Source organism: Paraburkholderia sp. BR10936 (assembly GCF_040965735.1).
Classification (GTDB): Bacteria; Pseudomonadota; Gammaproteobacteria; order Burkholderiales; family Burkholderiaceae; genus Paraburkholderia; species Paraburkholderia nodosa_A.
In genome coordinates this window covers 274105-288679 of sequence record NZ_JBFRCM010000008.1, presented here as the reverse complement: position 1 = coordinate 288679, position 14575 = coordinate 274105, and the positions used below count along the sequence as shown (strand labels likewise).

At 58.8% G+C, this 14575-nt stretch carries 10 protein-coding genes; 3 read left to right on the top strand and 7 right to left on the bottom strand.

Translation table 11 applies throughout. The features are described from left to right. A complete protein-coding gene (locus AB4Y36_RS19235; RefSeq protein WP_368683835.1) occupies window positions 1–1284 on the top strand; it encodes an NAD(P)/FAD-dependent oxidoreductase in 1284 nt (427 codons plus the stop codon). After that, on the top strand, window positions 1281–1706 hold the full coding sequence (locus AB4Y36_RS19230) for a GtrA family protein (protein WP_368683834.1): 426 nt from the start codon (window positions 1281–1283) through the stop codon (window positions 1704–1706). Before AB4Y36_RS19235 ends, AB4Y36_RS19230 begins: the two co-directional genes overlap by 4 nt. A 130-nt stretch (window positions 1707–1836) precedes the next feature. Here AB4Y36_RS19230 and AB4Y36_RS19225 read toward each other — a convergent pair whose 3' ends face one another. Beyond that, window positions 1837–3150, bottom strand: a complete 1314-nt coding sequence (locus AB4Y36_RS19225; RefSeq protein ID WP_368683833.1) for a hypothetical protein — start codon at window positions 3148–3150, stop codon at window positions 1837–1839. Between the two features lie 407 nt (window positions 3151–3557). Between AB4Y36_RS19225 and AB4Y36_RS19220 the strand changes: the two genes are divergently transcribed. Beyond that, complete coding sequence (locus AB4Y36_RS19220; RefSeq protein ID WP_368603883.1) at window positions 3558–4775, top strand: acyltransferase family protein; 1218 nt, start codon at window positions 3558–3560, stop codon at window positions 4773–4775. Here the strand turns inward: AB4Y36_RS19220 and AB4Y36_RS19215 are convergent. From AB4Y36_RS19215 to AB4Y36_RS19190, 6 genes are read right to left on the bottom strand one after another with little or no spacing between them, the layout of a single operon-like run. Continuing rightward, window positions 4772–6715 carry a glycosyltransferase family 9 protein gene (locus AB4Y36_RS19215; RefSeq protein ID WP_368683832.1) on the bottom strand — a complete coding sequence of 648 codons (1944 nt, stop codon included), beginning with the start codon at window positions 6713–6715 and terminating at the stop codon, window positions 4772–4774. The genes AB4Y36_RS19220 and AB4Y36_RS19215 overlap by 4 nt on opposite strands. A gap of 2 nt (window positions 6716–6717) precedes the next feature. Further along, a complete protein-coding gene (locus AB4Y36_RS19210) occupies window positions 6718–10149 on the bottom strand; it encodes a glycosyltransferase (RefSeq protein WP_368683831.1) in 3432 nt (1143 codons plus the stop codon). 32 nt (window positions 10150–10181) lie between these two features. Beyond that, a complete protein-coding gene (locus tag AB4Y36_RS19205; protein WP_368683830.1) occupies window positions 10182–12074 on the bottom strand; it encodes a glycosyltransferase in 1893 nt (630 codons plus the stop codon). Between the two features lies 1 nt (window position 12075). Continuing rightward, on the bottom strand, window positions 12076–12825 hold the full coding sequence (locus tag AB4Y36_RS19200; protein WP_368603887.1) for an ABC transporter ATP-binding protein: 750 nt from the start codon (window positions 12823–12825) through the stop codon (window positions 12076–12078). Window positions 12826–12834: 9 nt separating this feature from the next. Beyond that, window positions 12835–13617 (bottom strand): ABC transporter permease, encoded by a 783-nt coding sequence (locus AB4Y36_RS19195; RefSeq protein WP_368603888.1) that lies wholly within the window; start codon window positions 13615–13617, stop codon window positions 12835–12837. A 58-nt stretch (window positions 13618–13675) separates the two neighbouring features. Further along, a complete protein-coding gene (locus AB4Y36_RS19190) occupies window positions 13676–14575 on the bottom strand; it encodes a glycosyltransferase family 2 protein (protein ID WP_368603889.1) in 900 nt (299 codons plus the stop codon).

Below are 14575 nucleotides of genomic sequence, written 5' to 3'. Positions count from 1 at the left end.
ATGAGTACAGAACGCATCGCCGTGCTCGGCGCGGGACCGATGGGTCTTGGCGCCGCCTACCAACTGGTCAAGGACGGACGCAAACCGATCATCTTCGAGGCGGATGACCGCGTGGGCGGTATGGCGGCCTGCTTCGACTTCGGCGGGCTGTCGATCGAGCGTTACTACCATTTCCACGCGATCTCGGACCACGCGTTCTTCGAGGTGCTGCGCGAACTTGGCATCGAAGACAAGATGAAGTGGTGCGAAACGAAAATGGGTTACTTCTACCAGGGCCGCGTACAGCCTTGGGGAAATCCCATGGCGCTGCTCAAGTTCAAAGGCCTGAGCCTGAGCGCGAAGTTTCGCTATGGACTCCATGCCTTCCTCTCGACGAAGCGCAACGACTGGAAGCCCCTCGATCATGTCGAGGCCACGAGCTGGATTCGCCGCTGGATCGGCGAAGAGGCGTGGGAAGTGCTGTGGCGGCGCCTGTTCGACTACAAGTTCTATGATTATGCGTACAACCTTTCGGCTGCGTGGATCTGGAGCCGCATTCGGCGTATCGGCCGTTCGCGCTACGACCTGTTCCGAGAAAAGCTCGGTTATATCGAAGGTGGTTCGGACACGCTCCTGAACGAAATGCGCAGCTACATCGAGGCGCACGGCGGTGAGTTCCGGCTCGGCGTACCCGTGCAGAAAGTGGTGATCGAAGGTGGCAAGGTCAAAGGCATCGAAGCAGGGGGTGAGTTCCAGCCGTTCGACAAGGTGATTAGCACGATCCCGCTGCCTTACGTGCCCCGCGTGATGCCCGACCTGCCAACGGACATTCTCGAGGCGTTCCGCAGCAAGAAGAACGTTGCGGTGGTCTGTGTGATCGCCAAGCTCAAGAAGCGCGTAACCGAGAATTTCTGGCTCAACACGAACGATCCGGAAATGGATATTCCCGGCATCGTCGAGTACACGAACCTGCGGCCGCTCAACGACCATGTCGTGTATGTCCCGTTCTACGTGCCCGGCGAGCATCCGAAGTATCAGGAGCCGGACTCCGCGTTCATCGACAAGGTCAAGCGCTACCTCATGAAGATCAATCCCGCGCTGACGCCGGACGACTTCATCGACGTGCGTGCGAGCCGATACCGTTTCGCGCAGCCAATTTGCGAGCCGGGCTATCTTGATCGGCTGCCGCCGATCCAGTTGCCGGTGGAAGGCCTGCTCGTTGCTGACACGTCGTACTATTATCCTGAGGATCGCGGCATTTCCGAGAGTATCGGATTGTCGCGCAAGATGGCGAGGATGGTATGACCGAAGTTACGCAAACGGTGCGCTCTGCCTTTTTCTCTCGCAGCTTTTTGCTCTTTCTGCTGACGGGAGGATTTGCCGCGGCGGTCAACTGGAGTAGTCGCATCCTCTATAACATTTGGATGCCGTTCTCCGCCGCGATCGTCATCGCCTATATAACGGGCATGATCGTGGCGTACGTCCTAGCGAAGATCTTTGTTTTCAAGGACAGCGCACAGTCGACGCATCGTTCGATCTTGTTCTTCCTCGTCGTGAATCTGATCGCCATCCTACAGACGTGGGGCATCAGTATCGTGCTGACTGACTTCGCTTTCCCGGCCGTGCGGTTGGAATGGCATGCGCGCGAAGTTGCACATGCTTTCGGCGTCGCCGTACCTGTATTCACGAGCTATCTGGGACACAAGCACTGGACGTTTCGACGTTGATAGCTCCAGCCTGATCGACTGAGAATGGCGCGCTTTTGTGCGTTGACAGTTTGAGGACCACGACCGCCCTTGGCACGCGATCGTGGATCAGATTGATCAGATTCTCACCCCTCAGTCTTACTCACAGCGGTCACTTCCAACACAATAGACGCCGAACGGCCGCCGCCGCGCGCCAGGCAAACGATCGTTCGACCATGACCAGTTGCTCGTTGGACGCGTCCAGCCGGTCACTCAGATCGTTGACAATGCGGCGCTGAATTTCTGCATCCTTTGCGCGGTCATGCTGCACGGTTTCCACGGCCTTGCGTTCTGCGTCTAGCATCGCATGGAGATTCAGAATTTCGTTCTTCAGTGCAATATTCGCATCGCGATCCCGGCGCAGAGCCTCCGCCAGCGCCCGACTATGGCTTCTTAGCGACTCGACCGCGCTTTTCGCACGCTTAAGTTCGCGAAACAGCGTGGTCCGATCAATCGTCGCATGGCTAGGAAAACCGATCGGCACCGCGACCTGATTCTGGCCTTCTGCAGCCCCGTCCAGTTCCGCGCCGACGCGCACGAGATCGACACGTGCGAGTGCGCGATGCGCAGCCAAGGAGGTCTCCCGAGAAACGCCATCGCCCAGCACCGCTTTCAATTGCTCGTACAGATAGTCCCCGTCCTCGATGAAACGCGGGAAATCGAGGAATACGATGGGAATGCCGTGCTTCACGAGCGTATGAACGACCTGATGAAAGCCCAACGCAAGAATGCGAGCCTGATCGACGGGATTCAGCGAATAGACAAGCCCACCTGGCGTCGTTCCCCACGTCTCCCAACGCGTGTGTTCCTCGGCCAGTGTGTCGTTGCTTAGACGAGCCCTCATCTCCAGCATCACGCGGCTCGTAGCGGCTTCGACGATGTCACGCATCGGGATAATCACGGCGTCGATGACGACGTCTTCTTGGTCGGTCAGTCGATCGACAAATTCAAAGAGCCAAGGCGTCTTGATCAAATAGGGAAGATTCGCGTCATCGCCGATTGGCAGGTCTTCGAGCCCGGCATTCGCATGCTCCTCTGGTTGCGCATTGGGATGCCGCGAGCTGTGCGTGTCCAGCCCGCATGCCGTCAAATACTGCACCATAAACGTCGTACCTGCCCTGCCCGTTCCGCCCAGCAGCAAGTGATGCCTCACAGGACGATCACTGGGTTCATGACTGGGTTCATGACTGGGTTCATGACTGGCGTCCGACGGGTGCTCCGATGCGTCGGAAATGGGCGAAACAAGATCAGCGGATGCAGCGTCGTCCGACTTGCCTAGGTAAGCCGTTTCATTTGGATATCGTCCCTCGCGGAATCCGTGGTCGCGATAGTGATTCTTTGCTTCTTCGACCGACATGTTCGCGAGGTCCGGGTAAAAGGCCCGATAAAAGTCGGGATCGAGAATCTCTTCGTGGCGATTTTGCATCTTTGGAATCCGCGTCAACCAAGTTGCCGACGCAATGAACCTTACAAAAATAATTCGGCGCGCGTGTTGCGGATAGCCACCGGGCGTGCGAGAAAACCTCTCATTCTGCCGCCATTTTAAACATTACGTAAATATTCAGTAAGAACTTACCGCAATCGGCAAGACCCCCGCGCTAGCCAGAAAGGCGAGCCTCCAACCTGCTGCGGCTAGATCTGCCGCCCCAAGGCTGCGCGCTAACGATAGAATGCCTCCAGCGCCCCCAGCGCGAAGAGGCATTGCGCTATCGGCCGGGAGAACGCACGTTAACCCCGGAAGCCGCAGGCGCCTACTGCATAGGCCAACGCCACGCCCAGCGATACCGCGCGCTTTCAACGTTTCTAAAAGATCACCTACACAGCCTCGCCTAGATGCCTCTGACTTCACCTGAAATCGCACTCGGCTCGCTCTTTGCCATTGTCCTCGCGCTCACCATCGCGCAGATCGTCTACCACTCCTTTGGCTTCTACAGGAAAGCAATCGACCGGGAAGTCAAGTCATCGCGATACCACGCGATCGATGGCCTGCGCGGCTTTCTGGCGATCGGCGTCGTGCTCCACCACATCCACATCAATCACCATTTCTACCTGACTGGCGGATGGGAACTGACGCCTTCCCGGCTTTCGACGCTTTTCGGCCGTGGCTCAGTTGCCATGTTCTTCATGATCACGGCGTTCCTTTTTTGGGGCCGGGTGATGGAGAGTAAGGGGCGATTCGAGGCAATCCGCTTCTTTCAGAACCGCGTGCTCCGCCTTGTCCCAATGTATCTCGTCAGTGCCGCCCTTGTAGTCGTGACGGCGATGGCCTTGACCCATTTCCGGCTCAATGTGCCCCTTGATGACCTCGCGACGCAAATCGGCTCATGGCTACTTTTCACTTTCCCCGGCGTACCGCCGATCAATGGATTCCCCCAAACCGCGCTGATCAATACCGTCTTCTGGTCCTTGATCTACGAGTGGAAGTTCTACTTGGTCCTGCCCTTGATCGGTGCCCTCGCTTTTCGATGGGGAACATCGGGGGTCGCGTTGGGCGTGGGCGCGTGCATTGCCCTGTTCTCGCCGAGCCAGGTCGAATGGTATTTCGTCGCGGGCTGCATGGCTGCGATGGCAGTGCGCACTCCAGCGATTCACCGGATGTGCCAAAACACATTTGCCACGGCGCTAGCTATTGCCTGCACGGCTTCCGTCATCTACTGGCAACCGCTGGTCTATTCGCCCGGCGGCGCTGCGCTGCTATTCGTGCCATTCCTGATCATCGCCGGCGGCAACACCTTGATCGGCTTGCTGAGCAACAAAGCAGCCCGCCTGCTTGGCCTGCTCAGCTATAGCGTCTATTTACTGCACAATTGGGTGCTTTACTTGGCCTCACGACTCGTTAATCACTATGTCCCTGTCGCGTCGCTCCCGCACGAGAGCTACCTCGGATTCGGCGCGTGCGTGGTCGGCGTCACGGTGCTGATAGCGGCGCTGACCTACCGTTTCGTCGAATTTCCGGCGATCCAGGCACGACGCAGCGCTTCCGTCACGGAGAGCCATTCTCGACACGGCGATCCTTGCCCCGACGGCGGGGGATCGCCTACGCAACGCTAGCTCGCACTGACGGCTGGCAGCGTCGAAAAGAATTCCTGCAGCGCAAACCGATCAACCGTGTAACCCGTGCAGTAGTCACGCTCGGGATATGCAACGCAGGTCAATGAATTGCACGGTGAACAATTGACGATCGGTCCGAGATTCAAGCACGGACTCAGCTGGCTGCGGAACCAGCGCTTGGAACTTACATGATCCGGGTGCGTCGAGCCGTACATGCAGATTTGCGGGATGTCGAGGATCGCCGCGAAGTGCGATGTCCACGAATCGACGCAAATCAACGCCCGGCCAAGCGCGAGTATCTCTTTCCACTGTGACGGCATGAGATTTTGGAGAATCGCACCATCGGTATGTGCTACACGTCGGTCACTGGCGCCGCCAATCTGGATAAGCTTGAACCCTGCGCGATGAACTTCCTCGGCCAAACCGGCCATGATGTGGGGCGGAATCGATTTCAAACTCCACCCACCGACCGGATGCACAAAGACAAGGTCTTCGCCGATACCAGCGACAATTTCACGTGCTCGACGCTGCTGAGCGTCGGTGCTGCTCGGTTGCAGATTGGGCAGTCGGGTTTCTAGCGGGAGGCCTACCTCTTCCAGCATATATTCGACGAGATTGCGCCCGGTTTCAGACAAGCTCCGGCTCGGATGACACCGAGCGATACGCGGCGCTGCGTCTCGACGCAACGAGACATACTGAAAGGCGTCGAGCAGCACGGGATAGGTATCCTCCGCAGCTGCAACCGGAACGGGTACGGACTCAACATGGATGCCCGTTCCGAATTCCTTGGCCCAGGGAACGAGTTGCTCGGCAACATGCAGCCGAACGCGCTTGCCAGACGCGGCCACACTGGCAGCAACTTGCACAGCGAGGATCATGTCCCCGCGATGAAACGGACACACGATTTCTATCGCTTCATTTTTGTCCGGCTCCACGGAAACGGCATTGTCACCGATCCGACGCAAATCGTAGATGGCCTCCCAAGGCGGTCCGCCATCGGTGATTTTTGCCAACATTGAGCGCGAATACGCATAGCCGCTGCGCACGACCGGCACGCCGTCCGCCTTCAGCCTGTGCGAGAGAGCGGTGACGGCGAGATTGCTAAGCAGGCTCGTATCGAACAATTGCCCGGTTTCGTCCGCCAGCGACGTGCGCGGTCCACCGAAAATGCCCTCCGAAAAGACACCTGCCGGCTGGTTTGACGGCAATTTTGCCGCCTGAAGTTTGCGTTCGGCTATCGCGCGAGCAAGCAGAGCGGCGCTCTCCTCTATCTCGAGAATCGCAGCTTCCTGCTCAAACAACTGGCTCGGGTCGACGGTAATCGAGCGCAAGCTCGCATCCGGCGCGACCGCCCCCGATACGATCACAGCACTGCCCTTTTGCTCGAGCTGAGTCTTGAGCAAATAGGTAAAACAGCCATCGAGAGGTACGTCATAGCGACCCACAATCCAGACGTTCTCATGCTGCGCTTCATGCCACCCCAGCGAGAGCGCATGGGCATAGCGAATGTCCTGCAGCGAGTACGGCACTACCTTGAAGCGCGTGAGCGGCAGGCGCCGCCGCCATGCCGCGATGTGATCGCGAATCGCTACGAGACGAGGTTGTTCCGCCGTCGCGTCGACCACCACGATCTCCGCAATGTCCAGCTTCTCTCTGCGAAGCTCGTCGATAAAAGTCGATATGTTGTCGAACGGCGTGGTGCCAACCACGACGATCGACGATCTGGCGGCAAGGGCCGCGACATCTGCGTCATCGATTAGTACACGCTCATCGAACGCGCTCTGGTTCTCCTGAATATGCGCCATCAGGTTTCCGAACTTGGCCGCATTGCGCACTGCGGCACCACGCGCCGCACGCAAAGCCACGCTCAGGCGATCCGCAATCCCCGGCGCAGCACGTCTGATGATGCGCTTCAATTCACGCTTTGCACTTGGTTTCATGACTATCGCACCTGCATATTAGCCGACTTCCAGCGCTTCATTGCGCGCGGAGGAAAGGCGAGGCCGTAGTTCTCGCCAGCAATTGTGAGGTTCGGGCTATAAAAAGGATCGTGAGCTATGACGTTCCCCCAACGGGACATCATATATGCACGCTCTCGAGCATCGCGCTCGATCTGTGCAGCCGAAAGGTTCGCGCCTCGCGAAATCGATTCAAGGTGATACAACTCCGCAAACGGCGTGTAGACGATGTCGTAGCCAGCTTCGCGAACCTTCAGGCACAGATCCACGTCGTTATAGCCCACTGTCAGATTGACGTCGTCGTAGCCGCCGATGCGCTCGAAGACGTCCTTGAGGACCAGCATGCAGGCCGCCGTTACGGCAGTCACGTTCTGCACCAGCATCGGGCGACCAAAATAGCCGATCGTATTGCGCGGAAAATGGCGATGTCCGTGCGCTGCCACACCATATAGACCGAGCACCACGCCAGCGTGCTGAATCGTGTCGTTGGAGTAATAGAGCTTCGCGCCGACCGCGCCGACATTTGGCTGACTCAGTTGCGTAACCATCTCCAGCAGCCAGTCGGGATGGATGATCTCGATATCGTTGTTAATGAAACCGATGATCGAACCAGTGGCAACGGCTACCGCTGCGTTATTAAGCCCCGAAAAGTTAAATACGCCCGGGACAGGCAGCACCTTCACGCGTGGGTCGCGTTTGATTTCCTCGAAGTATTCGAGCGTCTCGGCTTCTTCGCTGTCGTTGTCGACCACGATGATTTCGAGGTTCTCGTAGTTCGTTTCGCGCATCAATCCATCGACTGCGGCGCGCAGCACGCCCAGCCGGTCACGGGTCGGCACAATGAGCGAGACACGCGGCAGCTCAGCGGGTTGTCGACGCTTGATGCGCCACCAGCCCGGGAAGCTGTCGATCCCCACTACTTCCGAAGTCGGCTCAACTTCCGCGAAGTACTCCACCAGCGCTCGGCGCGCGGTCTCGACAGAGGCATCCGGATTGTCCGTCGAGAAACTGGTCACACCAGGGAAAATGCGCCAATGGTAGAGGACGTGCGGAATATGGCGGATACGACTGCCATCCGTATGCTTGAGGAAGCGCAGCGCAAAATCGTAATCTTGACTACCTTCGAAGCCCACGCGGAAGCCACCGATATGGCGCGCGATCGACGTTCTGTACACGCCAAGATGCGCAATGAAATTCTGCGAGTAGAACAACTCGCGATTCCAGTCAGTCTTAAAGTGCGGATCGTGACGCTGGTCGTTTTCGTCGACCTTGTCCTCGTCCGTATAAATCAGGTCGACCTCAGGGTAACGATTGATCTCGTCCGCCACCATGAACAGCGCGTGGGCCGGGATGGCGTCGTCGTGATCCATCAGCGCAACAAATTCGCCCTTGACGATCTCGAGAGCCGAATTGCTCGATGCGGAAATGTGTCCATTCTTTTCACGGAAGACGACCCGGATTCGCGGATCTTTGCGCATATATTCTTCCAGCACCGCACGAACTTCCGGATTCGGCGAAGCATCGTCGGCAATACACAGTTCCCAATGCGGATACGTTTGCGTAATGACACTTTCGAGTGCCTTGCGCAAATATTTCGGACGCGTGTTGTAGACGGGCATCACAACAGAAATGAGTGGCTTGTTCGGCAGTTCTTCACCAAGCTGACGCAAGCGCACGAGATCCTCAGGGGTGAGCGTATCGTACGTCTCCACCCACGCGCGGTATTCCCCCTTGTCGTATTTGCCGACAATACCCGAGCGCACCAGCGTTTTCGCGAGTTGTAGTTTTCCGCCAAACAAGGCACGCCAGACTTCGGCGCGTTGCGTCGGCGCCAGCGCCGCATAGCCCTCGCGCACGAGACCCCACTTACCGACATTACGAACGGAAACGTCTCTCAGATGAAAGCAAACATCGCGGCGATCGGTCGGATCGAAACGCAGCGAACGCACTTCCGGAGGCAGCACGATCAGGCGCTTTTCGCGCCCTTTGCCATATCCAGGCATGGCATACGACGCAACCTGCGCGCCGTCCGCACCGTGAAACGCGTAGAGAACTGGATTCAGGCTCGGTTCCGTCGAATCCATATCGACGGTGAGCACGGCCCAACCCGGACGCAGTCCCGTCCAATGCGGCGCGACGGCAACTTGAGGATCGGCACCCGTGGACACGAAACCATCAGCCCCCGTCGGCTCCATCTCATGGACAGGCGTAAATGCCGGCGTACCCGCCGAGGTCATCAACCTTGACAGCGCGCGAACGATATTGCGCCCGCGCTGGGCCACGCGGCTCGCCATGCGCACTGGCGCTGTAACGCGCCAGCTGAACGACGCGCGATAAGCGTGCACGGACGCATTGAGCTGCTCAACCGATGCGCCCATCCGATTGAGCGAGGCTTCGAGTTCTTGCTTTTCGGTTTGCAATCGCGTCAACTCCGTTCGCTGTGAACGAGCCACGGTACGCAGCGTGTTGACGGTGGAGTTAACGCTATCCAGTTGCGAGGCTTGCTCTTCGATGCGCGTATTAGCGCTTTGCAAAGCTTCTTCGAGGCGAACGCGCGTCTCATCGGCGCGCGCGTGAGCTGCACGGGCCTCTTCCTCGGCCGCACGCACCTGCTGAAACGCGGCTTCGAGCGCGGTACGGCCTTCACGGAACTCCAAAATCTCGTGATCGCGCGCCGCAATCGTCGCTTTGAGTCCTGTTACGGCATCAGACTCACCGATTTCGGTTTCGAAGACACCGGATGCCAACACAGGCAGATCGCCATCGGACGCCACGGCGACAAGATACATCGGTGCGACGAGCCCCGTGCCGCGCTCGACTCTGCCAGGCGCCTTGCGGAAGCTTTCGATGCGCCCGTCCTGCTCTGATAGCAACGCCGAGGCATAAACCACGCGCTGGCCGTACATCGCAACGTGCTTAAAGGACGCGCGCAGCAACGCCTGAAACTCCTCGCGAGTGAGTTCCTTGACGTGATACGGATTATTAAAGCCCGACAACTCGGAGTAGACCACGCGATCTGGGCTCGACATGATGAGTACGCCGCCCGGTCGCAAGACGCGCCGAATCTCGACCATCATTTCATTCTGCTGATCGTGGTGCTCGATTGTTTCGAAGCTCACGACAACGTCAATAGACGCATCCGCGACAGGTATATTTGCCGCCGGGCCGACCCGGTATTCGAGGTTGGCGCCAGAGTGATGACGCGATGCGTGGTCGATCGCTTCCTGTGCGATATCGACACCGATCACAGAAGCCGCCTTGGAGGCAAGCAGGGACGATCCATAGCCTTCGCCGCAGGCGATATCCAGGACGTCTTTACCTTCGCATAGCTCCGCGGCACAAAGATACCGGTGCACGTGTTCGAGCTCGATGTTGCCTGTCTGGTCTGGCACAAAGCGTTCGCCGGTGAATTTCATGATTCCTTCGTTGAATTTCCGCTAACTAGATGCTAATCGAACTGGCCTATGCGCGGCGATTGCGACAATCGGAAGAATCTTCCACCATCGATTTCCAGATTCGGGTTGTACGTGGGATCACATACAAGATCGCGCCCCCACCGCTGCCTCATCCACGATGCCTCCCGGTTCAGTCGGGCGGCACGCTCGCCGGTCTGGTCGGTCCCGCGCGATGCAGACTCGTGATGATAAAGGCCGGCGTAAGGTACATAGACGTTACGATAGCCTTCCACATTTAACTTCAAGCAAAAATCGACGTCGTTGTAGGCAACGCCAAGATTCGCCGCATCAAGTCCGCCAACCTGTTCGAACAAAGCCTTCCTGACGACGAGGCATGCGCCGGTCACCGCGGCGACCCGGTGCGCAAGCAGCGCGCGGCCGAAATAACCGGCTTCGTCGCGGCCGAGCATGTGATGGAGATGGCCCGCAATCGCATCGCCCGCCAGGACGACGCCGCCATGCTGCAGCCGTTCGTTCGGATACCACAGAGCGGCGCCCACGGCGCCGACACCCGGCTGCAAGGCATAGCCGCACAGGATCGAGAGCCACTCCGGATCGCGCGCGTCGATATCGTTGTTCAACAGGCAAAGCATGCTGCCGCGCGCCAGTGCCGCCGCCTTGTTGTTCAGCGCGGAATAGTTGAACGGCGAGTCATCGCGTATTACGCGACAGTTTTCCATCGCAGCGTATCGTGTCAGCAAAGCCAGCGCGCGCGCATCGGTCGAGCCATTATCGACAAGCAGGATCTCGACATTCGCGTATCGGGTCCGCTGCATCAGACCCTCGACGCATTGCGCCACCAGTTCCGGCTTATCGCGCGTGGGGATGATGATCGACACCAGCGGTTCCGGCTCCGGCACCGAAAAGATCACTCGCAGCATGGACGACGATGTGCGCAACCAGTCGACATCGACGACGCGCCCCGTTCTTTGCAGATGTTCGCTCACTGCGCGCTTGGCTGCCTCTCGAACATAAGGCTTGGCGGCCACCTCACGTGCCGTGCTTTGCTCGCTAATGCGCCAGTGATAAAGCACGTGGGGAATATGAACGATTGCGCTTTCAGGCACTTTTTCTGCGCAACGCAATACGAGGTCAAGATCCTGACTGCCTTCGAAGCCCGCGCGGAAACCGCCGACCTCACGCACCAATGCCGTGTCGAACACACCGAGGTGCGAAAACATGTTCTGGCCGAGCATGAGCACCGGATCCCAGTCTGGCTTGAAATACGGCTCGATTCGCTCGCCGCCTGGCGTCAGCTTGTCTTCGTCGCTATAGAGCAGCTTTGCGTCGGGATGCAGCTGCAGATATTGCGCGACCATATAAAGCGCGTGCTCAGCGAGCCGATCGTCGTGATCGAGCAGTGCGACGAACGCGCCCGTTGCCAGCGCAAGGGCATCATTGCTGGCCTCGCAAATATGACCATTGCGTGCGCGGCGCACAGTCTTGATGCGAGGATCGGCAGCAGCGTATTGCGCAAGAATCTGCGCGACGTGAGGCTCGGTGGATGCGTCGTCACAGAGGCACAGTTCCCAGTCGGGATATATCTGCGCCAGCACGGAGTCAAGCATTTCCCGCAGATGTGCGGCCTGCGGGTTGAACACTGGCACGACGATAGAGATACGCGGACGAGCCGCGAGCCGTGCAACTTTCTCGCGAAGCAAGGCGCGGCTGGCATCGTCGATCGTGTCGAACCGGGCAATCCACGCGCCGTAGTCGTCGGTGTTAGCGGCCCGCGCGAGAAGGCTGCGCAGACCACCCGGACCTTGCCGGCGAATCACCGCCATCGCCGCTCGCGCAACCGGCAGGACACCGCCGCGCGAGCGCACGGCCTGACGGGCTGCGCGCCAGGCACGGCATGCGGAACCTGGCACCGAACTCCAGCGCATCTCAGCCGACCTGCTGCTCGTACGCGGCGACAACTTCTTCCACGGGACCAAATGCGCGCACGCGGCCGCCATCCATCCACAGCGCCTTGTTGCACACGCGGCGAATCTCCGAATTCGCGTGCATAGCCAGCACCACGATCTCGGCGCGGCTATGCAGATCACGCAGGCGCTCCTGCGCCTTGTGCATGAACGATGCGTCGCCGACGCCCATCACTTCGTCCAGCAAGAGAATTTCGGCGTCGACCGCCGTCGACACAGCGAACGCGAGACGAACCCGCATACCGCTCGAATACGTGCGCAGCGGCAGATCGAGGTAGTCGCCCAGCTCACAAAACTGGACGATGCTTTCGGTCTTTTCCTTGATCTCCGAATCTGTCATGCCGAGCAGGAGACCCCGCAGACGAATGTTCTGCATGCCGGTCGAATTGTCGTCCATGCCGAGACTGATATCGAGCAGCGGAACGATCTTGCCGTTGCTCTCGACCGTACCGCGAGTCGGCGAGTAAATGCCCGCCATAGTACGAAGCAGCGTCGACTTGCCGGCGCCATTTCTGCCAATCAGGCCGATGCGGTCACCCGCTTCGAAGCGCAGATCGACGTTGTCGAGCGCCTTCACGACGACCACGCCATCGCTGTCCTCAGCAATCGTGTTGCGGCGCCCCATGCGAAGCACCTGCTTCTTCAGCGACCGACCCTGGACGTCGTAGATAGGCAGGTCCAGACTCGCACCTTTCAATTCAATAAATGCCATCGTGCTCTCCTAGACCCAATACGGAATGCGTTTGAGATATCGGCCGGTCATTGCCAGCGCAACCGTCCATCCGATCACGGCAAGGCCGATCGCGACCAGCCACGTCGTGAGCGACGGGAACTGCCCGATCAGCGGAGCGCGGACCAGCTCGATCAGGTGGGCAAGCGGATTCAGATCCACGATGAAGGAAAACCGCTTCAGCGAATCGGGGCGGTAGATGATCGGCGTGACATAGAAGGCGATCTGGATGAGTGCCGCAATGATCTGCGGAAGATCGCGGAAACGCGCCGAGAGCAGACCGGCCAGCATCGCGACCCAGAGCGCATTGGCGAGATAAAGTAGCAGCGCCGGCAGGAAGATCGACAACGCGGCCCAGTTCTTCACGCCAAAGATCACGAGCAGCAACAGCACGATGATGAAGTTGTGCGCAAGAATGACGAGGTTGCGCCACATGACCTGGAAGACGTAGATCAGCTTCGGCGTGGCCGCCTGACGAATGTAGGTCGCGCTATTGATATAGGCGATGCTGCCTTCCTGCACCGTCTGCGCGAACATCGTCCACATCACGAGGCTGATCGCCAGAAACGGCAGATAGTCGCTCATTTTCTGGCCGAACAGGGACCCGTACACCACGCCGATCGAGCCGATCATGACGCCCATACTGATGGTCAGCCAAAACGGTCCCACTCGCGAGCGCGCGTAGCGCTGCCGGATTTCGAGCCAGCCTAGCAGCGTCCACAACCGATAGGACGCGACACTCTGCTTCAAGTCTGCAAATATTAGTTTGAACATAGCTGTAATCGTGGGATTGCATTGCTCGCGAAATCACGTTTGCTTCGCGTTGCTTGTTTCACCGCACGGAATCGAGCGGACCACTGCGTCCCCTCAACCCATGCCATAGGCCAAGAAATGCCATTTTGAGATGACGTCGCCGCGGCTTGAGCCAGATGCCATAAATGGCGAGGCGAAACGGCATCTTCAACAATTCATTCGCCTTCCACCTCCAGGGCACGTACCGCCTCTTCATCAGCGCGACGGCATTTCTGAACATGTAGTAGTGCCGAATCGGTGAATGGCTGGGGTAACTTCGCCCCATGATGCTCACCGGCTCTCCACCTAGTTCGTGCGCCAGACGTAGCCACGGCGCACCCGCGACGCGATAGTCCGCAGCACGCGCTCGAATGCACCATTCGAGATCGACAAAATCGATGAAAAGCGAATCGTCCATTGCACCGATCACTGGCCACGCGTCGAGATTGATACACGATCCCGAGGTGATCAGAAAGTCCACGTCGATCAGCCGCGCGCCGTCGGCTTCGACACGGCGCAAAGCGGGAAACCCGAAGCGTACGAAGGGCGCTATGCCGCCGAGACGAATATCTTCGTAAGCGGGCCCAATCAACGCAACACGGCGCCCCGCTTCGACCTCGCGCGACAGCGTTGCCGGCAGCTCACGCAGCAACTGCTCTGAGGGTTCGCTATCCTGATCGAAGAGCAGCACCAAGCGACAACCTGCGCGGCGTACGTGCTCCACGCCCTGATTGAGCGCGGTTGCGATGCCGAGATTCGCACCATTGGGGATAAACGCAATGTCCGGCTTCAGCCCCAGTGCGGCGGCGCTGCGCGCCTCCTCGGTATTGTCGACCACGACGCACTGGCCAAAGTCTGCCAGACGGTTGGCGCGCGCGATACACGCTTCGTCGGGCCGATACAGCACCACGACGATGCCCGGTTGCAACTTCGCTGACAC

Bases quoted from the DNA above. Each gene is read 5' to 3' on its own strand.
- AB4Y36_RS19235 (WP_368683835.1), top strand. From the start codon at position 1: ATGAGTACAGAACGCATCGCCGTGCTCGGCGCGGGACCGATGGGTCTT.
- AB4Y36_RS19230 (WP_368683834.1), top strand. From the start codon at position 1,281: ATGACCGAAGTTACGCAAACGGTGCGCTCTGCCTTTTTCTCTCGCAGC.
- AB4Y36_RS19225 (WP_368683833.1), bottom strand. From the start codon at position 3,150: ATGCAAAATCGCCACGAAGAGATTCTCGATCCCGACTTTTATCGGGCC.
- AB4Y36_RS19220 (WP_368603883.1), top strand. From the start codon at position 3,558: ATGCCTCTGACTTCACCTGAAATCGCACTCGGCTCGCTCTTTGCCATT.
- AB4Y36_RS19215 (WP_368683832.1), bottom strand. From the start codon at position 6,715: ATGAAACCAAGTGCAAAGCGTGAATTGAAGCGCATCATCAGACGTGCT.
- AB4Y36_RS19210 (WP_368683831.1), bottom strand. From the start codon at position 10,149: ATGAAATTCACCGGCGAACGCTTTGTGCCAGACCAGACAGGCAACATC.
- AB4Y36_RS19205 (WP_368683830.1), bottom strand. From the start codon at position 12,074: ATGCGCTGGAGTTCGGTGCCAGGTTCCGCATGCCGTGCCTGGCGCGCA.
- AB4Y36_RS19200 (WP_368603887.1), bottom strand. From the start codon at position 12,825: ATGGCATTTATTGAATTGAAAGGTGCGAGTCTGGACCTGCCTATCTAC.
- AB4Y36_RS19195 (WP_368603888.1), bottom strand. From the start codon at position 13,617: ATGTTCAAACTAATATTTGCAGACTTGAAGCAGAGTGTCGCGTCCTAT.